Source organism: Streptosporangium sp. NPDC004379 (assembly GCF_042873875.1).
Classification (GTDB): domain Bacteria; phylum Actinomycetota; class Actinomycetes; order Streptosporangiales; family Streptosporangiaceae; genus Streptosporangium.
This window is the reverse complement of record NZ_JBIAMC010000012.1, coordinates 123,510-146,020: the sequence shown is the minus strand read 5'-3', so window position 1 is coordinate 146,020 and position 22,511 is coordinate 123,510. Positions and strand designations below refer to the sequence as shown.

Sequence of the window (22,511 nt, the reverse complement as noted above, 5' to 3'; positions counted from 1 at the left end):
GATCCCGGCCGCGGAGCGTCTTCGGGGCCGGCGCGGCGGGCGGAGCGGCAGTGGTCCGTCCGCCGCGCCGGGGCGCGGTGTCCGGTCCGCGGGCGTCCGGAGGACCCGGATGTCAGTCCGCGAACATCCAGCGGGGCGCGTCACCGTGGATCAGGAGCAGCTCCCGCATCGCGCGGGCCGCGCCGGTCCGCCGGGACAGCGCGAGCGCCGCACGGGCCGTCGCGGCCGACCGCTCGTCCTCGTGCGCGTCGGCGTAGGCGTGGGCCAGGCGCGCCATGGCGTACGCCGTCATGTACCCGGCCGGGGCGCCGGGCAGCTCCCGCTCCAGCATCTCGATCGCGTCGGCGGGACGGTGCAGATCGATGAGGCAGTCGGCGGCCAGCTCCGCCCCGGCCACCCCGGCCGTCGCCGGCGTCCCCGGGGATTCCCGTTCCTCCGGCTTTCCCATGGCCGCCGCCTCCGCGCACTCCTCCAGGCAGCGGTGGCACATGTCCCCCTCGCCCGCCATGGCGTGCCCCCGCGCCTCGTGCCCGCGGGCCGTCGCGGCCGGCGGCTCGGCCGGCGCGACGTGCTCGCACACGGCGGCGGCGAGGCCGATCACCTCTCCGGGGTCGCCGAGGGACTCCGCCAGCCCGGCCCGGTGGGCGAGCGCATAGGCCACCAGCCGCTCGTCACCGGCCTCCCGCGCGGCGCGCAGGGCGCGGTCCGACCAGGCCAGCGCCGCCTCCGGATCACCGGCCTCGCAGCACATCCGGCTGATCAGGTCGGCGTCCTGGGAGCTGAGCCGCAGCAGGGAGCGGCGGACGGCCGGACGGGCGTCGCGGCGCAACCCCTGGATCGTGCCGAAGACCGGGGCCAGGACGCCGGCCAGGGTCGCGGGGCGCGTGTCCGTGCGGGTGTAGGCGTCGAGAACGGCCTCGAAGTAGGCGACCGTACGGTCGTCGGCCCGCGCCGGGTCCTCGATCGCCCGGCCGGTCCGTTCCTCGTCGTCGGGTGAGAACCGCTCGGGCATCAGCGGCACGCCCGTCAGGTGGTGCCAGAGCGTCGTACCGGCCGCCTCCCCGCCGAACAGGCCCTGCTCGCCGGTCTCGCCGGCGCCGAACGCCCGGCACAGCCATTCCGCGCACATCTCGTCCGGCCGCTCCCCGGCCTCCCAGGAGGCGACCATCCGGGCCATGCCCGTCGTCCCGGTCGTCCCGGCCGTCCCCGCCGTCCCGGGCCGCCCGCCCGGCCCGTCCGGGAGGGGCAGCCGGTCGCGACCGGCGTCGCCCGCGGCCTCGGCGACCCGTTCCCCGAGCTCTCTCCGGCTCCACAGGCTGGCCCGCCGTCTCGCGCGCAGCCGGGCGGCCCAGAGGGGAGTGTCGATGGTGATCATTGCCGTGTCCTCTCGGCGTGTGGGCGCTCGCGCCCCGTTCGCTCCCGGACGACCGTTCCCATTCTCCTCCGCCGCAGGTCACCGCGTTGCCCCCGGAATCTCAATAACTCCGGAAACGTGCTTGGGCGTGTCTTGGGTCTCCCGGGAGCGGACGCCGGCCGGGCGGGGCGCGGCGTTCCGCCCGGTCCTCCCGCGCCCGCTCGGTCCTCCCGCGCCCGCCCGGTCCTCCCGCGCCCGCCCGGTCCCCCGCGCCCGCCCGACCCCATCGCGGTGCGGAGGTCTCACGGCGACGCGGAGGTGAAAGTCAAGAAAAGGTAACTGATCCGTCAGATCCACTTGTCAAAGCGGGAGGACGGCCTGACATTCTGAGCACGACCCCCGACAGGGGAGCACCCCCCCAGGAGAGCAGATGAACACCCTCCGTCGCGCCCTCACCCTCCTCACGGCCGTGATGTTCGCGTTCGTCCCGGCCCTGGCCCTCGCGAACACCTCGCAGGCCGCCCAGGTCCCCGACGTCATGGCCTCGATGGGCGACTCCATCACCCGCGGTTTCAACGCCTGCGGCTACTACCTCGACTGCACGGCCAGATCCTGGTCCACCGGATCCAGCACGTCCGTCAACAGTCACTACCTGCGCCTGCGCGCCGCCAACCCGTCCCTCGTCGCCTACAACGACGCCAAGACGGGAGCCAAGGTCGCCGACATGGCCGGGCAGGCCCAGAAGGCCGTCTCCCAGAACGCCGGCTACGTGACGATCCTCATCGGGGCCAACGACGCCTGCACGTCGTCGGAGTCCACGATGACGTCGGTCGCCGACTTCGAGGCGAGGTTCCGTACGGCGATGCAGACCCTCGTCACCGGCCTGCCCAACGCGTCGATCTTCGTCGCCACGATCCCCGACCTCAAGCGGCTGTGGGAGGCGGGCAAGGGCAGCTCGTCCGCCCGGACGGCGTGGTCGGCCTTCGGCATCTGCAAGTCGATGCTGGCCAACCCCCTGTCCACCGCCCAGGCCGACGCCGACCGGCGCGACCGGGTACGGCAGCGCGTCGTCGACTTCAACGACGTCCTGACGCGCGTCTGCTCCGAGCAGGTCAACTGCCGGCACGACGGGGGCGCCGTCTTCTCCTACCCCTTCACGCTGTCGCAGCTGAGCACCTGGGACTACTTCCACCCCAACACCGGCGGCCAGGCCGTCCTGGCCGAGGTCACCTACGGGGCGACCGGCTTCCTGCTCTGACGGTGAGGATGTAGGCGAACGTCCCCCGCCGGGCCAAGGGATCCAGGGGCGGTCGCTCACCCGGCGTTCGCTCAGGCGCGCAGCCGGCCGGACGTGCCGAACGGGCCGGGGGATGACGCTACGCGCAGGTCTTCTTCTCCGGGGTGCAGAACTCGACCTCCGGGTGGTCCGCCGACGGCCCGTTCAGCAAGGGCTGCGGCTTCCCGCGCAGGTGCTGGTCGAAGAAGGCCGCGATGTACCTGCGGGTGATGGCCATGGCGCGGGCGCCGGGGATGTCGGCGCCGTCCTCGATGCCGAGCTGGTCCACCAGCACACCGAGGTCGGTGAAGGATGTGTGCGCGGCCCCGGTCACGAGCAGCCAGCGCTTCCAGCCGTGCAGCCCCGCCCAGACGTCCTCCCAGTTGACGCCGCCGAGCCGGCCGGGCGTGTACGTGGCGGGTTTGCCCAGCAGGAGGAACGGCCGGGACAGCCCGGCCTCGGGGAGGGCGGTCTCCACGATGCCGTCCACGTCGACGCCGGCACGCAGCCGGGGGTCGGCGGCCATGGCCGCGAGCGTGCTCGCGCCGCCGGCGGACTGACCGGACATGGCGATCCTGGAGGTGTCGATCAGACGCGCACCCTTCCACCTCGGGTGCGCGCCGGTCAGCTCGTCGAGCACGAAGGAGACGTCGGCGGCCCGGCCCTTCTCCAGCTTCTCCCACACGGTCGGGTCCTTCTTCATCTCACACGTGACGCAGGTCGTGACCCGCCCGTCGGGAAAGGTCTGGGCGACGTTCTCGTAGGTGTGGTCGATGGCGGCCACCGCGTATCCCCGGCTCGCCAGCTCCTCGGCCAGGGCCGTGAGCTCGGATCTGGGCTTGCCGTGCCCGGGGGAGAGCACGATGAGGGGCAGGCTGTGCGCGCCTCCCGCGGGGCGGGCGTCGGTGAAGGCGTTGGTGCGCACCCTGCTCAGCGTGTCGGCCGGGACGCTGGTGATGTCCCCGTCCTTGAGCAGCAGTTCGGACTCCTTGGGCGTCATGTACCGCGCCCGATGACGGCCCGGAGCCTTGGCCGGATACCACAGCGAGACCATGAGCTCGCGGGCCTCGACGCCGGGCACCCAGGGATCCGGGCGCGAGGTGTCCTTGAGGTACAGGGACGTGGTGCCGACCGGTCGTGAGCCGGTGGGCGCGGGCAGGTACGGCTCGGCGGCGCCGGCGGCGAAGGCGGGCCCGGCCTGGCCGAGGCCGGTGGCGGCCATGACGGCGACGAGCCCGGCGACGGCGGCCAGTCGGCCTCGCCGCCGAGGCCCGCGCGGTTCACGGGGCTCGGCCTGGATCCGGTGATCGTTCATCTGACTCATGCCGAGCGACTATACGCCAAGTATATACACTCGGGGTATAAGTGGTCGGACTCGTCGGTGACCCGGCGGGGTGGGGGCCGGCGGGAAAGGCTCTACCCTTCCCTCATGGTCGCCGCCCTGGAGCTCTATCTCGATCCCGCCGCGGAGAAACGCATCAGGACGCTGTGGGACGCGCTGGCGCGGGCGGAGGTGCCGTCGATGCGCGACCTGCTCAGCGGCCGGCACCGTCCCCACGTCTCGCTCATCGGCGCTCCCCGGCTCGACGGCCCCGGGGTCGTCGCGGCGCTGCGGGACATGCGGGTGGCGGCGCCGTTCGAGCTGCGCTTCGACTTCGTCGGGCAGTTCCTGGGCCGGGTGCTCTGGCTCGGCCCGATCCCGACGCCGGAGCTGCTCGCCCACCACGCGGCGGTGCACGAGCGGCTCGGCCGGGCCGGGATCGGCGGCTTCGACGTCTACCGGCCCGGTCGCTGGGTGCCGCACTGCACGCTGTCCATGCGGGTTCCCAGCCCGATGCTCGTGGACGCGATCCGCCTTTGTATGGACGTGCTGCCGATCGAGGCGACCGTGGTCGGCGCCGCCGTCGCCGACCACGCCCGCGACTCCTTCATCCCCCTGCCCTGAGCCGTCCCCGGTCCCGGTCGCTCCCTTTTCGGGGCGGCCGGGCTACCAGGTGACGGGCAGGCCGATGAGCCCGCCGGTCAGGGCGTTCGGGCGCGCCTGGATCTCCTCCATGGGCACCGCCAGGGCCAGGCCGGGGAAGCGCCGGAACAGCGTGCCGAACACCGCCCGCAGCTCCACCCGGGCCAGGCTCGCCCCGATGCAGAAGTGCGAGCCGTAGCCGAACCCGACGTGCGGTTCCCCGGCGGGGCGGCGCAGGTCGAACCGGTCGGGGTCCGGGAAGGCCCGTTCGTCGCGGTTCGCCGACTGGATGGAGACGACCACCGCCTCGCCGGGTTCGAGGGCCACGCCGCCGACGGTGACCGGCTCCTGGGCGTAGCGGGGCAGGCCGTGGTCGCTCGGCGCGGCCAGACGCAGGATCTCCTCCACCGCCGCGTCCGCCAGCGACGGGTCGGCGACCAGGGCGTCCCGCTGCTCAGGGTCGGACAGCAGCAGGAGCACGCCGTAGTCGATCCGGCTGACCGTGGTCTCGTGGCCCGCGAACAGCAGCCCTCCCGCGAGCCTGGCGGCCTCGTCGTCGGAGGCGTCCATGGTGGCCAGGTCGGAGAAGACGTCCTCGGCCGGGTGCGCCCGCTTCTCGGCGAGGATCTTCCCGGTGTAGTCGGTCATGGCGTCGATCGCCGCCTGGGCCCGTACGGGGTCGCCCAGCATCCCCATCTCGTCGGCCAGCCTCCTGAAGTGGTCGCGGTCCCCGTACGGCACGCCGAGCAGCTCGCAGATCACCAGGATGGGCAGCGGGACGGAGAGCGCCTCGTGCAGGTCGGCCGGCTTCGGCATCTCGGCCAGGCGGTCGAGGAGGTCGTCGACGAGCTCCTGGACGCGCGGCCGCATGGCGCTCATCCGGCGCGCGGAGAAGGCCGGGGTGAGCATCCGGCGCATCCGCTGGTGCCGGGACTTCTCGGTCTCGATGTCATCGCGCGGGCCGCCGAACAGCACCGAGTCCGAGATCCGGGAGGAGCGCTCCGGATCCGGGGACGAGCGGCCCAGGCGCGGGTCGGAGAGGGCCTGCCTGGCCTCCTCATAACCGGAGACCAGCCACGCGGGGTCGCCCACGTAGGTGCGGACCCGCGCCACCGGCTCGGTCGTGCGCAGCTCCCGGTACGTCTCGGCCAGGTCGAGTAGGTTCTCCCGCTCGAACGGCATCCTTTTCTCCATGCGAAACGTATCCCCCTGATACTCGCGATCGGACCTTCTTCGACCGTTACACGTCCGGCCGGGTACGGCAAGGGCCGCGTCCCGGTTCACCGGGGGCGTGACGGCCCGGTGCGCGCGTCACGATCGGCGGTACCGCCATGGCGGAGACGGGCCGAAATACCGGAACATTTCTCTGTTGTTTCGGTTGACCGTTGATCATCATGACCTTAACGTCCGAATTGTGCGAGGGTCGCCGGATTTCGGTGGCCTTCCTCCATGGCTGTCCGCCGGCCCCCCGGTAGCCGCATCGAGCCGGGTACGGCCCGCGCCGCAGCACGGCACGATGAGGAGGAGAAGTGACGGAATCTGTGAGAGCCCGGGGCATGCTCGGCGAGCTGGCCGCCGAGTTCGCGGGAACCCTGGTCCTTATCCTGTTCGGAACGGCGGTCGTCGCCCAGGTCGTCGCGGGCGGGATCGGCGATCACGACAGCATCGCCTGGGCCTGGGGCCTGGGCGTCACCCTCGGCGTCTACGTGGCGGGCCGGATCAGCGGGGCGCACCTCAACCCCGCCGTCACCGTCGCGCTCGCCGCGTTCAAGGGTTTTCCCTGGCGCAAGGTGCTTCCCTACTCGCTGGCGCAGACCGCGGGCGCGTTCGTCGCCGCGCTGATCGTGCGGTGGAACCACACCGAGGTGCTGCACGCCGCCGACCCGGGACTGACGATCAAGACGCAGGGCGTCTTCTCCACGCTGCCCGGCAACGGCACCCTGCCCGTGGACACCTGGGGTGCGCTGCGTGACCAGGTGATCGGGACCGCGATCCTGCTCCTGCTCGTGCTCGCCGTCTCCGACCTGCGCAACTCCGCGCCCGCGGCGAACCTCGCGCCCTTCGTGGTGGGCCTGATCGTGGTGGCGATCGGCATGGCCTGGGGCACGAACGCCGGCTACGCCATCAACCCCGCCCGCGACTTCGGGCCGCGCCTGGCGTCCTTCCTCACCGGCTACGAGACCGCCTGGCAGGATCAGCACGGGCATCTCTACTTCTGGGTGCCGATCGTGGGCCCGCTGATCGGAGGGTTGCTCGGCGCGGGCCTCTACCAGATCATGGTGGCCCGGTTCCTGCCGCCCGGCGAGGAGCCCGAGGCGGGCCGGGTGCCGGTGCCGGCCGACGAGCCCGAGGCGGGCCGGGCGCGGGCCGGCAGCGAGCCCGTCTGACGTGTCCGTCTGACATGTCCGTCCGGGGACCGTACACGAGAACGGCCGGGAGACCGCGCGCAGGCCGCCCCGTAAGCCGCCGGACCGGGAGAGGCCACGGCGGACCGACCGAGTGCCGAAGGAGACACGACCCTCATGCCTGACTTCGTCGGAGCAGTCGACCAGGGAACGACGAGCACCCGATTCATGATCTTCGACCACGGCGGCAACGAGATCGCCCGCCACCAGCTCGAACACGAGCAGATCCTGCCCCGGGCCGGCTGGGTCGAGCACGACCCCGTGGAGATCTGGGAACGCACCCGCTCGGTGGTCCAGACGGCTCTCAACAGGGCGAACCTGTCCGCGTCCGACCTGGCCGCCCTCGGGATCACCAACCAGCGCGAGACCGCGGTGGTGTGGAACCGGCGCACCGGCCGGCCGTACCACAACGCGATCGTCTGGCAGGACACCCGCACCGACCGCATCGCCTCGGCCCTGGACCGCGACGGCCGCGGCGACGTCATCCGCCGTAAGGCGGGCCTGCCGCCGGCCACCTACTTCTCCGGCGGGAAGATCCAGTGGATCCTGGAGAACGTCGACGGGGTCCGGCAGGCCGCCGAGGACGGCGAGGCGATCTTCGGCAACACCGACACCTGGCTGCTGTGGCATCTCACCGGCGGTGTCGACGGCGGGGTCCACGTCACCGATCCCACCAACGCCAGCCGCACCATGCTGATGGACCTCGAGACGCTGGAGTGGGACGACGAGCTGCTGTCGTTCTTCGGCATCCCCCGCGCCATGCTGCCGAAGATCCTCCCCTCCTCGCATCCGGGCCTGTACGGCACGACCCGGCCCGACGGCCCGTTCGGCGGGGAGGTCCCGCTCTCCGGTGACCTGGGCGACCAGCAGGCCGCGACGGTCGGGCAGGTCTGCTTCGCCCCGGGTGAGGCCAAGAACACCTACGGCACCGGCAACTTCCTGCTGCTCAACACCGGCCACGAGCCGGTCCGCTCCAAGAGCGGCCTGCTGACCACCGTCTGCTACCGGTTCGGCGACGAGCGGCCGGTGTACGCGCTGGAGGGGTCGATCGCGGTGACCGGCTCGGCGGTGCAGTGGCTGCGCGACCAGCTCGGCATCATCTCCGGGGCCGCACAGAGCGAGGCGCTGGCCCGCCAGGTGGCCGACAACGGCGGCATCTACTTCGTGCCGGCGTTCTCCGGCCTGTTCGCCCCCTACTGGCGCTCCGACGCCCGGGGCGCGATCGTGGGCCTGTCGCGCTACAACACCAACGCCCACCTGGCCCGCGCCACCCTGGAGGCGATCTGCTACCAGAGCCGCGACGTGGTCGAGGCGATGCGGCAGGACTCCGGCGTCACCCTGGACGTGCTGCGGGTCGACGGCGGCGTCACCGCCAACGACCTGTGCATGCAGATCCAGGCCGACGTGCTGGGCGTGCCCGTCTCCAAGCCGGTCGTCGCCGAGACCACCGCCCTGGGCGCCGCCTACGCCGCCGGGCTCGCCGTCGGCTTCTGGAAGTCCACCGAGGAGCTGAAGCAGAACTGGAACGAGGACCGGCGCTGGGAGCCGCGGTGGTCCGACGAGCAGCGGGCCGAGGGCTACACCGGCTGGAAGAAGGCGGTGAACCGCACCCTCGACTGGGTGGACGTGTCGTAGCCGCCGAGGCTCCCCGCTCGCCGTCACAGAACGCCCCGGGACGTCCGAGGACACCTTGAGACGTCCCGGGGCGTCCCAGATCACTATGTGCGACGTCCTGGGGCGTCCCAGTCCATCTTTGAGCGTCCCTGGACGTCCCTAAACGTCTTGGCACGTCGCAGGACGCCCGGGTCGTCCGTTCGGCCGGGCGGTTTGGGCGGTGCGGAACCGTACCGGCAGCCGGTCCAGGCAGATGTGCCGGCCGTTCTCGTAGTAGCGGCGGGTCTCGCCCGCGAGCTCGTAGTCCGGGTGCCGGGCGAGCTCGCGCAGGACGGCGAGGAACTCCACGCGGGCCAGGTGGGCGCCGACGCAGAAGTGGATGCCGTGCCCGAAGGTCAGGTGCCGGTTCGGCGTCCGGTCCAGCCGGAACTCCTCCGGCCCGGGGAAGGCCCGCGGGTCGCGGTTGGCCGCGCCGGCCAGCAGGACGACCCGTGACCCGCGCGGGATGACGACCCCGCCGACCACGACGTCCCTCGTGGTCAGCCGGGTGCCGTGGTCGACCGGCGTCCACAGCCGCAGCGCCTCCTCCACCGCCGCGGGCATCAGGTACGGCTCGGCGCGCAGCCGGTCCTGCAGATCGGGGCGCTCCGCCAGGTGCCGCAGCAGGTGCGCCAGGGTGTTCATGGAGGTCTCGTGGCCGGCGATGGCGTAGGCGACCAGCATGACGTGCAGCTCGGCGTCGGTGACCGGGCGGCCGTCGATCTCCTCGCGGACCAGGACGGACAGGTGGTCGCCGCCGGGCCGGGCGCGGGCCCGGCGGATCTCCGACTGGAACAGCTCGGCGAACGCCGGCCAGAAGCCGCCCGCGTCGCCGTCCCTCGGCATCCGCGCCCAGGTGTTGCTGGTCAGGTCGCGGATGCGGTCGCGGGCGTCCGCCGAGAAGCCGACGGCGAGCGACACCACCGCCAGCGGCAGCGGCACGGCCAGCTCACGCACCAGGTCTCCGCCGCCCCGCTCGACGACGGGCCGTACGGCGCGGGCGACCAGGTCCGCGATCTCCGGCGCCAGCCGACGGGCCTCGGGCAGCAGCAGCGGCGGCTTCATCAAGGCGCGGAAACGGGTGTGCTCGGGCGGGTCGTACTCCAGGGGCGCGAACGGCGGGGTGCCCTCGGCGCGCGGGAAGAAGACCCCGGAGGCCGAGCTGAACGTCTCGTGGTCCCGGAGTGCGGCGCGGACGTCGTCGTAGCGGGACAGGATCCACATCCCGCCGTGGGCGCGGGAGTAGGCGACCGGCGTCGTCTCCCGGATCTCCCGGTGGACCAGGAGCGCCAGGTCGGGCGTGAGTTCGGGGTCGTGGTGGTCGAAGTCGGCGGCCAGCCGCTCGACGGTCCGCCGCGGGTCCTCCACCGTCCCGCCGTTCGCCGGAGCCTCGTTCGCCGTGTCCCCGGCAGCCGTCCCGCCGCCGGCCGGAGTCCCGGTCACCGCGGCCCCGTTCACCGGGCCGTCTCCCGCGCCCCGGACGCCGCGCGCGCCCGTCACGACCGCCCCCAGGGCTCCGCCCGAAGGTCCAGGTGACCGAGGGGGTGGACGTCGCCGGGGGAGCAGGTCTCGTCGACGATCCACTTGACCATGCGGCGGACCGGCTCCATGGCGTCCTGGGGCACGTCCGGCCGGAACCGGGTGGCGTAGCCGAGCGAGACCAGGCGCTGCACGCCGTACAACGGGAGGAGGTCGCGCAGCCGCCGCTTGAGCGACTCGGGGTAGACGCCGACCGTCTGGGTGTAGGCGTTCATGGCCTTCAGCGCGTCCCGCGGCGAGGCCACCGGCACGACGTTGGCCACCCGGCCCGACAGCGCGGTGTGGAAGTCGACCGGCTCGGCCACCCGGGAGACGACCACCGCCCCCTCGTCGTCGCGGCCGCCGATGACGCGGTACCAGTCGGGGCTGGTCCGCAGCGCCCGCAGCGACGCCCGCAGCTCCGGGTCGAACCACCGCGCCGGGGTGCTCACCGCGGCGGGCAGCCGCAGGATCTCCCGGTGGAGCAGCTCTCCCCAGCGCTCGGCGCGTTCCAGGCCCGCGGCGTCGAGGCCGGTGACGACGTGGACGACGCGGGCGTTGAAGCAGCCGAGCTGGTTCAGCGCGCCGACGTCCACGGCGGCCAGCCGGGCGGTCTCGGCCATGCTCGCCTCGTCGGCGAACGCCTCCGCGCCGACGATCGTGGCGCTGAGCTTCGGGTCGAGGGTGACCAGCTCCACGCCGGGCTGGATGTAGCGGGTGACGTGCCGGACGGACGCGAGCCCGCCCCACGCCACGATCTTGTCGATGTTCCCCGGCTGGTAGAGGCGGTCCTCGACGGCGGCGCTGCCGCCCTTCCAGTAGGCGACGGCCAGGTGCCGGGTGAGCGGGTGGCCGGGCGCCGTCTCCGCCATCGTCCGGGCGATGGCCACCGCGGTGAGCGGGTCGTTCGCCGGGGTCTTGATCACGGCGTCGCCGCGCACGAGGGCGTTCCTGATGATCGTGACGGCCGCGATGATCGGGCTGTTGCCCGCGATGACGTGCACCGCGCGGGCCCCCACGGCCCGCACCGCCGCGGTCCCGCCGCCGGGCGAGGCCACCTCCTGCCAGCCGTCCAGGAACCGGGAGCCGACCGTGCCCTCGGCGACGGCCCGGACGGCCTCGGGTGTGAACAGCGACGGGAGCTGCTCGTAGCAGGCGAGGAGGACCGGCGGCGTCATGTCGGACCACGCCGCCGAGTGCTCCAGGGCCTCCCGCAGGAAACCGTTCACCGAAAGGCGGAGCCGCGGCCCCAGTTCGGCGAGGTAGTCGACGACGTCGGAGGTGGTGACCCCGGCCAGGTCGCGCATGCGCAGCGGGTCGGTCAGCGGCAGCCGGTCCAGCAGGGTCACCGGGTCGGGCGCGCGGAACGCGCACGCCTCACCGGTCCCGCCGAAGCCGACCGGGTCGTCCCAGACCGTCTCGCCCCGGACGAACGCCGGGATCGTCGGCGCGCCCATCAGAGCAGCGCCCCGTTGAGGAAGTCCAGCGCGTCGTTGAGAGCCTCCGGGGTCGCCGCGCAGGTGATCTTGTCGTCCCCCCGCCGGTCGCTGTAGCGGCCGATGTCCATGGACAGGTGGGGGGTGGTGCGCCCGCAGCCGCACGGCGACCAGTCGACGGTGACCTCGTCGCCGGAGACGAAGCCGCCCCAGCAGACGTCGGCCAGCAGGTCGAAGAACGCGGCCCGGCCGGTCCGCGTCCCCTCGCGGGGCAGTGGGGCACCGGTGTCCGGATCCAGGACGTACAGGATCACCCACGGCTCGATGTGGTAGCGGCCGCGCGGGCAGATCAGGTTGAGCGCGATGACCTCCGCCATCGCGTAGCAGTACCGCAGGGCCGGCACCCCGGCGAACCGCTCGACGTCCCCTGCCCAGTCCGCGGGCAGGGCCGTGCCCTTCGCGCCGCCGCCGGGGAAGATCACCGAGTCCGGCGCGAAGACGCCCTCGATGCCGCGGGCGAGGCCCGCCGCGGCCATCTCGTGGTAGGTGGCCCAGAGGCCGAGCGAGACGACCCGCCGGCCCGCGAGACGCCCGGCCAGCTCCTCGACGTACCGGCCCATCCCGGCCGCGGCGGCCCGCTGCGCCTCCTCGAACTCCGCGCGGCGCTCCCGGAGCGCCGCCGGGATCTCCACGCGTCCCGCCTCGCCCCGGGCGGCCGCGGCCCGCAGCCGGGCGGCGAGGAACATCACGTCGGCGCTGAGCGGCCCCGGGTGGGCGCTGTGGAACCGGTCCGGCGACCCCGCGATCCGCTCCGCCATGGCGGCGGCGTGCCGGTCGATGCCGCTGCGGCCGGTGCGGAACCCGGGCCAGACGACGTCGAGGCGCTCCTCGCGCCGCTCCGGGCCGGGGAGGACCTCCAGCCGCACGATGTCGTAGAGCCCGGTGTACTGCTCGCGCGTGTGCGGGATGAACGACATCGTGCCCGAGGTGCCGGAGGAGTGGGCCAGGCGCAGCTCGGTCCGGTCGTCCAGCAGGCCGAGCCATCCGTCGATGGAGTCGCACCCGGAGACGTCGAGGCCGGACAGGTCGACGGTGACGAGCCGCGACAGCCAGGTCGTCAGCCGGTCGAACCTGCCCTCCAGCAGCAGCGCCGCCGGGTACGACTTGTAGATCGTGTGCGGGAACAGCAGCGGGGCCGCGTCGTCGAGCCGGGTGATCCCGTCGATGCCCTGCTCGTCGGCCATCGCGCGGAGCACCGGCAGCCGGTCGCGCAGCTCGGCGAAGCGCAGCCGCAGCGCCGCGAGCTGGAGGGCGGCGAGGTCGTGCGGGGGCAGGGCGTGCATGGCGTGGCGTGAACCGCCGAAGAACTCCATCGGGTCGTCCGCGAAGAGGCGGACGTCGGGGCCGGTGATCATGATGTGCTCCTAGAACCTGTCTCAGGGGAGGGAAGAGCCGGCCGCGCGCAGTTCGGCCAGGTAGTCGGCGATGTCGGAGATCGCGGGCCGGTTCCACAGCAGCGTGGCCGGCAGGGTGAGCCCCAGACGCTCCTGGAGCCTGGACCGCAGCAGCGTCGCCAGGAGGGAGTCGACGCCCATCTCGGCGAGCGGCCGGTGCGGGTCCAGCGCGCCGGGCTCGGCGCGCAGGGTCTCGGCGGCGGCCCGTCCCGTCTCCGCCAGCAGGAACGCGCGCAGCTCGGGGCCGTCGAGGTCCCTCCAGGAGACCCCGGCTCCCCCTCCGGTCCCGCTTCCGGCCCCGTCTCCTGTGCCTGTGCCGGTGCCGGTGCCGGTGCCTTTCGCCGCCTCGCCGGCGGGCCCGGTGGCGCCGGACGCGGTGGCGTCGGGGATCGCCGCCAGGACGCGGGGACGCCCGGCGCGCGCCCCGCCGGGCAGGACGCGCAGCACCGCCAGGTTCCCCGCCGCGCGCGGGTCCGCGCGGTCCCACGCCCGCAGCGCCTCCTCGGCCGTGATGCCCGCGGTCCCCCGGACGCGCAGCTCGGCGTCGGTGACCGCGGACGACACGGACATGCCGAGCCCGTGCCAGCTCGTCCACGCCACCGAGACGGTGTCGCGGTCCCCCCGGCACCGCCGGTGCCGTGCGAGGCCGTCGAGGAAGGCGTTCGCCGCCGCGTACGCGCCCTGCCCCGGCAACCGCAGCAACTGCCCGGCGGAGGAGAACAGCACCAGGAAGTCCAGGCCGCCGGGCGGGTAGAGATCGTGCAGGATCAGCGCCCCGGCGACCTTCGGCCGCATCGCCGCCCGGATCGCCGGGCCGTCGAGGTCGCGCAGCAACCGGTCGTCGACGACCCCGGCGGCGTGCACGACCCCCCGTACGGCAGGCATGCCGAGGGCGTCGGGCGCGAGGAGGCCGGCCATCCGGTCGTGGTCGGCGACGTCGGCGGCGATCGTCCGGACCGTCACTCCCGTCGCCTCCAGTGAGCGGACCACCGCGACGGCGGGATGGCCGTCGCCGTTCCACCGCGCGCGCGGAGGCAGGGGGGTGCGGCCGATGAGGACCAGCCGCCTGGCGCCCCGCTCGGCCAGCCGGCGGGCCACCCGCAGCCCGAGCGCCCCCGTCCCGCCGGTGACGACGTAGGTGGCGTCCGCCCGGCACCGGACGCCGGAGGCCGCGCCGGCCGGAGCGGCGGGGACGAGCCGCGTGGTGGAGGCCGCGCCGCGGTCGACGCCGATGACGTCCTCGTCCCACCGGCCGCCCAGCAGCCGTGCGAGGGCCGCGACGTCGTCCCTTCCGGGGCGCGGGGGCAGGTCGGCGAGGCCGCCCCACAGGTCGGGGTACTCGCCCGCGACCACCCTGCCCAGGCCCCACAGGGACGTCTGCGCCAGCGCCGCCTCGTCCCGCGCCTCGCGCGCGCCCCGGGTGACGCACCACAGGCGCGGGCCGCCGACGGGCACGGTCGCGGCCAGCAGCCGCGCCGTCCCGGTGAGGAGGATCGCATGACGCGCCGCCGCCTCCGCCGGATCGAGCCCGTCCGGCCACGCGGACCGACGGACGCCGTCCGGTGACGCGAACGGATCGGCGCCGCCCGGCGGCGCGGACCGACCGGCGCCGTCCGGCCACGCGGACGGATCGGGATCGCCCGGCGGCGCGGACCGGCCGGGACGGTACGGCGACGGGACCGCGTCCAGGTCGTACGGCGCCGCGGACGGCGACAGGCGAGGAGCGAGGAGCACCGCGTCGGCGGCGGAGAGCCGCCCGGCGCGCCGTACGAGGTCGTCCGGGCCGGCGGCGACCTCCAGGGACGATCCGGCGCCGGACAGGAAGGCGTCCAGCGCCTCGCGGAGGGCGGGGTCGGCGCCGGTCAGGAGGACGGTGCGCGGAAGACGCCGCTCGGTGACCTCAAGGGGGTGCCAGGCCACTTCATGGACGAGGCCCGCCGTGCCGCCGGTGCCGCCGGTGCCGTCCGTGCCGTCCGTGTCCTTCGCGTCCTCCGTGTCACGGTGGGAACCATCGCCGTGGGAACCGGGGTACGGGCCGGCGTCCGGCTCGCCGAACCGCAGCCCGAGCAGCCGGGCGACGGGGACGCCCCGCCCGTCGAGGATCTCGACGTCCACGGCGGCGCCGGATCCGGTGCCCGTGCCGCCGACGGCCGCGCCATCGGTGTCGGTGTCGGTGTCGGTGTCGGTGTCGGTGGCGAGCGTGATGCCGTTGCCGGACCCGGTGCCCGTATCGGCGGCGGGTGTGACGCTGCTGCCGGACGGCTGCCCATCGGGTGTGCGGCCGGTGCCGGTCGGCCGTACCTCGATCACCGCGCGGGACGGCGGCTCGCCGGTCAGAGCCGCGTGGTCCACGTGGGCGGGCATCCGCAGGCGCACCGGGCCGGGAAGGGCCACCGAGGCGACGGAGAACGCGGCGTCCAGGACACCGGCCCAGGCAGGGGAGTCCGGGCTCTCTCCGGGAGCGGCGGTGACCGCGTCGGTGCGCGCGCCGTCGGTGACCGCCGCGACGCGGGTGTCCCCGGCGTGTCCCGGTTTCTCGGATACACCCGGCTTCTCGGAAATATCCGGCTTTCCGGGTGCGTCCGGCTTCTCAGGGGTGCCCGGCTTCTCGGGGACGACGGTGACCGTCGCGATGAGCGTGCCGCCGGCCCGGCGCAGTTCCTCGATCCGCCAGGGGAAGCCCATCGACGCCACCCCGACCGAGGCGAGCCGGCCGACCACGAGACCCGGGTCGAGCGCCTTCCCGCCGGGCGTCTTCCCACCGAGCACTTTCCCGCCGGGCGTCTTCCCACCGCATGCCTTCCGGCGGACGGGCGGGGACGACGGCCCGAGGGCCTCGCCGCCCGGCGGGACGACGGCCGCCGTCGTGTGGGTGAGCCACTCGTCGGCCGTCTCCCCGCGTCCGCCCGGCCCGTCCGCTCCTTGACGGGACCCGTCCGCGCCCCGGCCGGTCCCGTCCGCGCCGGTGGACGGCGGCGGTCCGGCGGGGGCGTCACGGAGCAGCCGGGAGGACAACCTCAACGTCCCGTCCTGGCAGACCACCTGGACCTCCCGGGGAACGGCGGGGGACAGGGGCACCCGCAACGACACCCCGGCCAGGTCCGGCGTCCCCCCGAACACCTCCCCGGCCGCCGCGAACAGCGTGTTGAGCAGCACGGCCGCCGGCACCACCTCGGTCCCCCGCACGGGGTGCTCCCCGGGGTAGGGACGGTTGCCGTACCGGAGCCGGGTGCGCCACACCTGCGCCGGGGAGGCGCCGTGCACCGTCTCCCGTCCGCCCAGCAGCGTGTGGCGGTCCGGGTCGTGGCCCGGTCCGCCGGCCGTCGCGGGCGGAGGGGCCGCCCAGTGCGTCCGGTGCCGCCAGGCGTATCGCGGCAGATCCACCAGGTCGTCACCCGGGCAGAGCACCGGCCAGTCGACGGGCACGCCGTCGCAATGCAGGTCGGCCAGGCCGCCGAGGAGGACGCGCCGTCCGGGCCGGCCACGCCGCAGGCTGTGCGTGACGAGGGCGTCCGTCGCCCCGGCCGCGGCGAGGACCTCACCGATCGAGTGACTCACGACCGGGTGCGCCGAGACCTCCAGGAAGGTCCGGTGGCCGTCCTCCACGGCGGCGCCCACCGCCGCGGCGAAACGGACGGGGTCGCGGAGGTTTCGCGCCCAGTACGCCGCGTCGCGCTCGGCCGGGTCCCTCGGGTCGGCCAGGGCGGTCGTGTAGAGGGGGACCGGGGCGGGGCCCGCCGGAAGGTCCTTGACCGCGGCGGCGAGGTCGGCGACCAGGGGGTCCATGTGGCGGCTGTGGAAGGCCACGTCGGAGGCGACCTCGCGGACGGCGATCCCCCGGGCGCGCCAGCGGCGGGCCGCCCGCTCCACCGCCTCCCGGTCACCGGCGACGACGGTGGAGTACGGCGAGGCCCACACCGCCGGACACAGCTCCCCGTCCCCGTTCCCGCCCCGGCTCCCGTCGCCGGTGAGCAGGGCGGCCGTCTCCTCGCGGGACAGGCCGACCATCACCATCGCCCCGGCCCCCGCGACCCGGCGCAGCAGCCGGGAACGGCGGCAGGCCAGGCGCGCGCCGTCGGACTCGGTCAGGACCCCGGCGGCCACCGCGGCCGCGATCTCGCCGACGGAGTGCCCGATGACGGCGCCGGGCCGTACGCCGTACGAACGCCAGACGGCGGCCAGTCCGGTCTGCAGTGCGTAGGTCAGCGCCTGGATCCGGTCCGTCCCGCCCAGGTCGGCGGCGCGCAGCGCGTCGGCGGGGGAGAAACCGAGCTCCTCGCGGTACACCGGCTCCAGGCGGTCCAGCGTGGCGGCGAAGGCCGGTTCGTCGGCGAGCAGGTCCGCGCCCATCCCCGCCCACTGCGCCCCGTGCCCGGAGAACACCCACACCGGGTCGCGCCGCACCTGCCGGACGTCCGCGCGCGGGCCGGGTCGTGCGGGTTCCGGGGCGGGCCGTACGGGTTCGGGCGGGGTGCGGCCGGCCACGGGGCCGGGTCGTGCGGGTTTCGGGCTGGGCCGTACGGTTTCGGGCGGGGTGCGGTCGGCCGGGGCGGCCGGGTCACCCGACGCCAGGGAACGCAGCCGCTCGACCAGCTCGGCCCGCCCGGCCGCGACGACGACGGCGCGACGGGCCAGGTGGGTGCGGCGGCGGGCGAGGGTGGAGGCCACCGCGGCGAGCGGCGGGTCCTCGTGTTCCGACAGCCAGGCGGCCAGCCGGGCGGCGTTGGCCCGCAGGGCCTCTCCGGTGGCGCCGGACAGCGGGTACGGCCGGACCACCCCGTCGTCCGCGTCGTCCGTGTCGTCCGGGGAACCGGCGGAGGCCGGGAGGAGGTCCATGGGACGTGGTGGCGCGGCCGGGAGATCCGGGGCGGGGATCGACGTGGAGGCCGGGAGATCTCTGAGGGGTGGTGGCGCGGCCGGGAGACCCGGGGCGGGGACCGACGTGGCGGCAGGGCCGGATCGGCCGGGTGCGGAACCCGGGACGGGCGGGGCCTCCTGGAGGACGAGGTGGGCGATCGTGCCGCCGTACCCGAAGCCGGAGACCCCGGCCCGCCGGGGACGCCCGGCTTCCGGCCACCGGGTCGCCTCGGTGACCAGCCGCAGACCGGAGCTCTCCCAGGGGATCGCCGGGGTGGGCCCGGCGGTGGTCGGCGTCGGCGGGATGAGCCCGTGTCCCAGGCACAGCACGGCCTTGATCAGCCCCGCCACGCCCGCCGCCGCCTCCAGGTGGCCGATGTTGGGCTTGAGCGAGCCGATGAGGCAGGGGCGGCCGGCGGGACGCCCGGCGCCCAGCACCGACGCCAGGGCGCCGGCCTCCACCGGGTCGCCCACGCGGGTCCCGGTGCCGTGGGCCTCGACGTAGCCGACGCCGGCCGGGTCGACGCCCGCCGTCCGGTACGTCCGGCGCAGCAGGTGCTCCTGGGCCTCGCGGCTGGGGGCCATGATGCCCGGGGTCCTGCCCTCCTGCAGCACCGCGCTCCCGATGATCAGCGCGAGCACCCGGTCGCGGTCGGCGACGGCGTCGCGCAGGAGTTTGAGGACGACGACGCCGCAGCCCTCGCCGCGCCCGTAACCCGTGGCCGCGGCGTCGAAGGCCCTCGACCGCCCGTCCGGGGAGATGGCGCCGGCGGCGTCGAGCACCACGCTCAGCTCGGGGCCGGCCATCAGCATCACGCCGCCGGCCAGCGCCAGCGGGATCTCGCCGAGCCGCAGGCTCTGGCACGCCTGGTGGATCGCCACCAGCGAGGCCGAGCAGGCGGTGTCCACGGCCACACTGGGACCGCGCAGGTCGAGGGCGTGGGAGACGCGGTTGGCCACCCCGCAGGGGGAGGCGCCGATGCCGGTCCACGCCTCGATCCGGGGCAGGTCGGAAAGCAGCCGCCGGCCGTAGTCGTCGGCGCTGACGCCGGTGAAGACGCCCGTGTCGGAGCCGGCGAGGGAGTGCGGCGGGATGCCGGCGTGCTCCAGGGCCTCCCAGGCGACCTCCAGTGTCATCCGCTGCTGCGGGTCCATCAGCCGGGCCTCGCGCGGGGATATCCCGAAGAACTCCGCGTCGAACCCCGCGATGTCGGGAATGAAGGAGCCGCGGGCGGTGGTCGTCCGCAGCACAGCGGAATTTTCCGGACTTATGTTGAAATAAGGGGACCATCGGCCGTCCGGAACCGTTCCCGACGCGTCACCGCGTTCGATGAGAAATCGCCACAGCGAGTCGGGGGAGTCTATGCCGGACGGGAAACGACACCCCATCCCAATTACCGCGATCGGCTCACATCGGCTTTCCGTCGGACCTGGTGAGGGGGCTGCTGGGTTCACCCGGCGGGGAATTTGCTTCCTTGATATGATTTCTGTGTTCAAAACGGGCAGGGCTTGTCCGTCGCCTACCTCGTCAGAGGGAAGCGAGAAGCCGCTTTCTTCAGGAAGCGGAGGAGTCACTGGGTTCTCCAAGCTCGCGTTCGCTCATGGGCGGAGATCCGACGGAAACGCGGGAGCGGTCCCCGGCGCGGGCGCGCCGCGCCGGGGACCCGTCCCGGTCCGGTCAGAGCTTCACGCGCGGGCCGTTCTAGGCCTCGTCGCCCCAGATGTCACCGAAGAGCCAGTTGCCGGCGGCCTGTGGGTCGGGGCTGGTGTAGTACTCCTGCCAGGCGGCCAGCAGCTCCTCCACCGAGAGCGTGCCGCTCTTGTTCGTGTCGAGCTTGTCGAAGGCGATCCTGCTGTTGGCCGGCGACGTGCCGAAGGCTCGCTGGAAGGCAGCGAACTCGTTGGGGCCGACCGTCCCGTCGTCGTCCCGGTCGCAGATGCTCCACAGGGCCTCGGCCAGGGGGCGGAACCCCTCGTCGAACGCCTTGGAGTCACCGGCGAACGCGCCGATCATCCCGGTGCGCCACTCCAGGGGAGTGACCTTGCCGTCCTGGTTGGTGTCCATGCGGGCGGAGACGTGCTTCCAGAAGTTCTCGAAGGCGTCCAGCAGCGCCTGCGCCTTGGGGGAATTGAAGGGCTCGCCCAGGTAGGCGATGATGCGCGCCGCCAGGGCCAGGGCGTCGGCCGGCTCCAGGATGCCGTCGCCGTTCTGGTCGCCGTGCCCGAAGCAGACGTCGATCTTGCGGTTGAGGAGCTGGTTGCCGTTCAGTTCCATCGGTTTCTCCTTCTTTTCTGGGCACCCCCTGCCCCAAATGATTGCTCTGACATTCTTGTGTGATCCGGATGTCATTTCTTCATCCGCGCAGAGGGGGAATTCTGGCCGTGCGGCCAGAGAAGAGAAACTCGGGGGAGTATTGCGGAACGGCGGTTGATCTGATGTTCGGGGGCGTTCTCAATTGCTTTTCCGGCATATTTCTTATATAGCACTTAAGGTGTTCAGGGTAAATGGGCCCAATAAGGTATATGTCGCCCGGCGGGTCGCCCGCGCCGTGGCGCGCCGTCCATGCGGTGCCGTCCGTGTCGTGTCGTCCGCGTTGCGCTGTCCGCGTCGCGTCGGAAGGCCGGAAGGCCGGAAGGGGGACCGGGCCGGTTCGCCGGGGCCGCGTCCACCGGGCCGGGCCCTCGAAGCCACGCCGGACATCGCGTCGCCGTCATATCCGTAAAACCCGCCATGACCGGCGAACACGGCCGCAGCGGGTGAAGCCCGCCCCGGCGGGAGAGCTGTTCCTTCCCGCCGGGGGTTTTACGATTCGTACGTTCGCCGGTCGACGGAAAGGTGCCGGAGGCAGATGTCGGATGTCCATCCCCCGGAGCCGGGCGATCCCACGGTGCTCGGCCCCTACCGCGTCATAGGCAGGATCGGCGAAGGCGGGCAGGGCGCCGTCTACCTCGCGGAGCTCGCGGAGCTCGCGGAGCCCGCGGATCCCCCGGGGACGGGCTCCGGCCTCCGCGTGGCGGTCAAGCTCTACCACGCCCGGGTGGGCGGGGAACCCTCCGTGCACGACGACCTCGTACGCGAGGCGGAGCTCGCCAAGCGGGTCGCCCGGTTCTGCACGGCGCAGGTCCTGGACTTCGGCCTGTACGGCATGCGCCCCTACCTCGTCAGCGAGTACGTCCCGGGCCCGTCGCTGCAGCACGTGGTCGTCACCGAGGGACCGCGCTCGGGCAGCGCCCTCGAACGCCTCGCCGTCGGCACGGCCACCGCGCTGGTCGCCCTGCACGACGCGGGCGTCGTCCACCGGGACTTCAAACCGCAGAACGTTCTCCTCGGCCCGGACGGCCCGCGGGTCATCGACTTCGGCATCGCCCGTTCCCTCGCCGCGACCGGCACGATGACCAGCGGGATCGTGGGAACGCCCGCTTACATGGCGCCCGAGCAACTCGACGCGAGCGAGCCGGGTCTGCCCCTGGACGTGTTCGCCTGGGCCTCCACCATGGCCTTCGCCGCCATCGGCCGCCCGCCGTTCGGCAACGACTCCATCCCCGTGATCATCAACCGGATCCTGAACGAGGAGCCCGTCCTGGACGGGATCGAGCAGCCCCTGCTCGATCTCCTCCGCGAATGCCTCGCCAAGGATCCGGCGCGGCGGCCGACGGCCCAGCAGATCCTCGCCCGCCTCGTGCGCGGAGGACACGGAGGACACGAAGCGCACGCAGGACACGGAGAACCGGGAGGGCAGGGAGGGCGCCGGGGGCCTGGAGGGCACGGGACGGCCTCCGGCGGCCTCCCGGTCCCGGGCGGGCCGGTTCCGGCGGGCCCGCCTTACGGCGCGACCGCGTCCGGCGGGACGGCGGGCACGGCGGGGACGGCGGGCACACGGCCCCCGGCCACGCGGGGAGGACGGCGCGCGCCACGCGTGGCCGTCGCCGTCGCGGCGGTGGCCGCGGCGGCGGTGGCCGCGGCGGCGGCGGCCGGGGCCGCGGGCGTCGTACTGCTGCCCCGCGGAGACTCCGCCGGAGCGGGTTCCGGCGCGGTCCGGACCTCACGGGCCGCGGCCGCGGAGGTCACGCCGGAGGCGCCCGCCGACCTCGGTACGGGTTCTCCCGCCGAGGAGTTCCACAGCACGGCGACTTCCGCGACCGCCCCGGAGAGGTCCCCACGGACCTCACCGCCCCCGCCGACGCGTGCCCCCCGGCCCCGGGTGAGTGATCACCCCACGGCCACCCGCACACCGGGCGGCCGGGACCGGCCGAGGCCGCCCGAGACCACCGTCCCGCCCTCCCCGCCGGAATCGGAATCGCCGAAGTCGCCGAAGCCGTCGCTGTCCCGGCCGCCCGAGCGCCGTTACGCCGAACTCGGCCCCGGCCACTTCACGCAGTACTGCGTCAAGCTGGGCTGGGAATGGGTGGAGTACCGGGAGACCCCCCGCCCGGGCGCCTACTGCGTCAAAAGGAAGGGCGGGACCATGTACCTGACCGGCGACCGGCTCGACGAGGGCTGCCGATGGCGATACCGGAAACCGGACGCGTTCCACCGGTTCAAGAACAAGTCCAACTACTGCTACACACTCCAGGCTCCCGGGTGACCTGACGGC

13 protein-coding genes are annotated in these 22,511 nt (G+C 73.9%); 5 read left to right on the top strand and 8 right to left on the bottom strand.

Annotation, left to right across the window (positions count from 1 at the left end; genetic code table 11):
- Positions 1-112 precede the first annotated feature (112 nt).
- A complete protein-coding gene (locus ACFYSC_RS25115; RefSeq protein ID WP_389966198.1) occupies positions 113-1,375 on the bottom strand; it encodes a hypothetical protein in 1,263 nt (420 codons plus the stop codon).
- Between the two features lie 409 nt (positions 1,376-1,784).
- On the opposite strand from ACFYSC_RS25115, the gene ACFYSC_RS25110 reads away from it, so the two are divergent.
- Positions 1,785-2,612 carry an SGNH/GDSL hydrolase family protein gene (locus tag ACFYSC_RS25110; RefSeq protein WP_362930159.1) on the top strand — a complete coding sequence of 276 codons (828 nt, stop codon included), beginning with the start codon at positions 1,785-1,787 and terminating at the stop codon, positions 2,610-2,612.
- Positions 2,613-2,730: 118 nt separating this feature from the next.
- On the opposite strand, the gene ACFYSC_RS25105 is transcribed toward ACFYSC_RS25110, so the two are convergent.
- The gene (locus ACFYSC_RS25105; RefSeq protein ID WP_389966195.1) at positions 2,731-3,954 is read right to left on the bottom strand and encodes an alpha/beta hydrolase family protein; all 1,224 of its coding nucleotides are present in this window, start codon (positions 3,952-3,954) and stop codon (positions 2,731-2,733) included.
- Between the two features lie 105 nt (positions 3,955-4,059).
- On the opposite strand from ACFYSC_RS25105, the gene ACFYSC_RS25100 reads away from it, so the two are divergent.
- Positions 4,060-4,575 carry a 2'-5' RNA ligase family protein gene (locus ACFYSC_RS25100; RefSeq protein WP_362930163.1) on the top strand — a complete coding sequence of 172 codons (516 nt, stop codon included), beginning with the start codon at positions 4,060-4,062 and terminating at the stop codon, positions 4,573-4,575.
- A gap of 42 nt (positions 4,576-4,617) precedes the next feature.
- Here the strand turns inward: ACFYSC_RS25100 and ACFYSC_RS25095 are convergent, their stop codons facing one another.
- Positions 4,618-5,775, bottom strand: a complete 1,158-nt coding sequence (locus tag ACFYSC_RS25095; protein WP_389966191.1) for a cytochrome P450 — start codon at positions 5,773-5,775, stop codon at positions 4,618-4,620.
- 347 nt (positions 5,776-6,122) lie between these two features.
- Here ACFYSC_RS25095 and ACFYSC_RS25090 point away from each other — a divergent pair, with 347 nt between their 5' ends.
- A complete protein-coding gene (locus ACFYSC_RS25090) occupies positions 6,123-6,980 on the top strand; it encodes an MIP/aquaporin family protein (RefSeq protein WP_389966188.1) in 858 nt (285 codons plus the stop codon).
- Positions 6,981-7,115: 135 nt separating this feature from the next.
- Complete coding sequence (glpK, locus tag ACFYSC_RS25085) at positions 7,116-8,633, top strand: glycerol kinase GlpK (protein ID WP_389966185.1); 1,518 nt, start codon at positions 7,116-7,118, stop codon at positions 8,631-8,633.
- Positions 8,634-8,771: 138 nt separating this feature from the next.
- Here glpK and ACFYSC_RS25080 read toward each other — a convergent pair whose 3' ends face one another.
- From ACFYSC_RS25080 to ACFYSC_RS25060, 5 genes are all read right to left on the bottom strand, one after another.
- Complete coding sequence (locus ACFYSC_RS25080) at positions 8,772-10,094, bottom strand: cytochrome P450 (RefSeq protein WP_389966182.1); 1,323 nt, start codon at positions 10,092-10,094, stop codon at positions 8,772-8,774.
- Between the two features lie 53 nt (positions 10,095-10,147).
- Positions 10,148-11,626 carry an acyl-CoA reductase gene (locus ACFYSC_RS25075; RefSeq protein WP_389966179.1) on the bottom strand — a complete coding sequence of 493 codons (1,479 nt, stop codon included), beginning with the start codon at positions 11,624-11,626 and terminating at the stop codon, positions 10,148-10,150.
- Positions 11,626-13,020, bottom strand: a complete 1,395-nt coding sequence (locus ACFYSC_RS25070; protein ID WP_389966176.1) for a hypothetical protein — start codon at positions 13,018-13,020, stop codon at positions 11,626-11,628. Before ACFYSC_RS25070 ends, ACFYSC_RS25075 begins: the two co-directional genes overlap by 1 nt.
- A gap of 21 nt (positions 13,021-13,041) precedes the next feature.
- A complete protein-coding gene (locus ACFYSC_RS25065; protein WP_389966173.1) occupies positions 13,042-19,371 on the bottom strand; it encodes a type I polyketide synthase in 6,330 nt (2,109 codons plus the stop codon).
- A gap of 247 nt (positions 19,372-19,618) precedes the next feature.
- Positions 19,619-20,191: an EF-hand domain-containing protein gene (locus ACFYSC_RS25060; RefSeq protein ID WP_362930181.1), complete on the bottom strand. Its 573-nt coding sequence runs from the start codon at positions 20,189-20,191 to the stop codon at positions 19,619-19,621.
- A gap of 574 nt (positions 20,192-20,765) precedes the next feature.
- Between ACFYSC_RS25060 and ACFYSC_RS25055 the strand changes: the two genes are divergently transcribed.
- Complete coding sequence (locus ACFYSC_RS25055) at positions 20,766-22,502, top strand: serine/threonine protein kinase (protein ID WP_389966169.1); 1,737 nt, start codon at positions 20,766-20,768, stop codon at positions 22,500-22,502.
- The last annotated feature ends 9 nt before the right edge of the window (positions 22,503-22,511 follow it).

Coding starts and splice junctions, on each gene's coding strand:
- ACFYSC_RS25095 (WP_389966191.1), bottom strand. CDS start 5,775: ATGCCGTTCGAGCGGGAGAACCTACTCGACCTGGCCGAGACGTACCGG.
- ACFYSC_RS25055 (WP_389966169.1), top strand. CDS start 20,766: ATGTCGGATGTCCATCCCCCGGAGCCGGGCGATCCCACGGTGCTCGGC.
- ACFYSC_RS25105 (WP_389966195.1), bottom strand. CDS start 3,954: ATGAGTCAGATGAACGATCACCGGATCCAGGCCGAGCCCCGTGAACCG.
- glpK (WP_389966185.1), top strand. CDS start 7,116: ATGCCTGACTTCGTCGGAGCAGTCGACCAGGGAACGACGAGCACCCGA.
- ACFYSC_RS25110 (WP_362930159.1), top strand. CDS start 1,785: ATGAACACCCTCCGTCGCGCCCTCACCCTCCTCACGGCCGTGATGTTC.
- ACFYSC_RS25060 (WP_362930181.1), bottom strand. CDS start 20,191: ATGGAACTGAACGGCAACCAGCTCCTCAACCGCAAGATCGACGTCTGC.
- ACFYSC_RS25100 (WP_362930163.1), top strand. CDS start 4,060: ATGGTCGCCGCCCTGGAGCTCTATCTCGATCCCGCCGCGGAGAAACGC.
- ACFYSC_RS25070 (WP_389966176.1), bottom strand. CDS start 13,020: ATGATCACCGGCCCCGACGTCCGCCTCTTCGCGGACGACCCGATGGAG.
- ACFYSC_RS25115 (WP_389966198.1), bottom strand. CDS start 1,375: ATGATCACCATCGACACTCCCCTCTGGGCCGCCCGGCTGCGCGCGAGA.
- ACFYSC_RS25075 (WP_389966179.1), bottom strand. CDS start 11,626: ATGGGCGCGCCGACGATCCCGGCGTTCGTCCGGGGCGAGACGGTCTGG.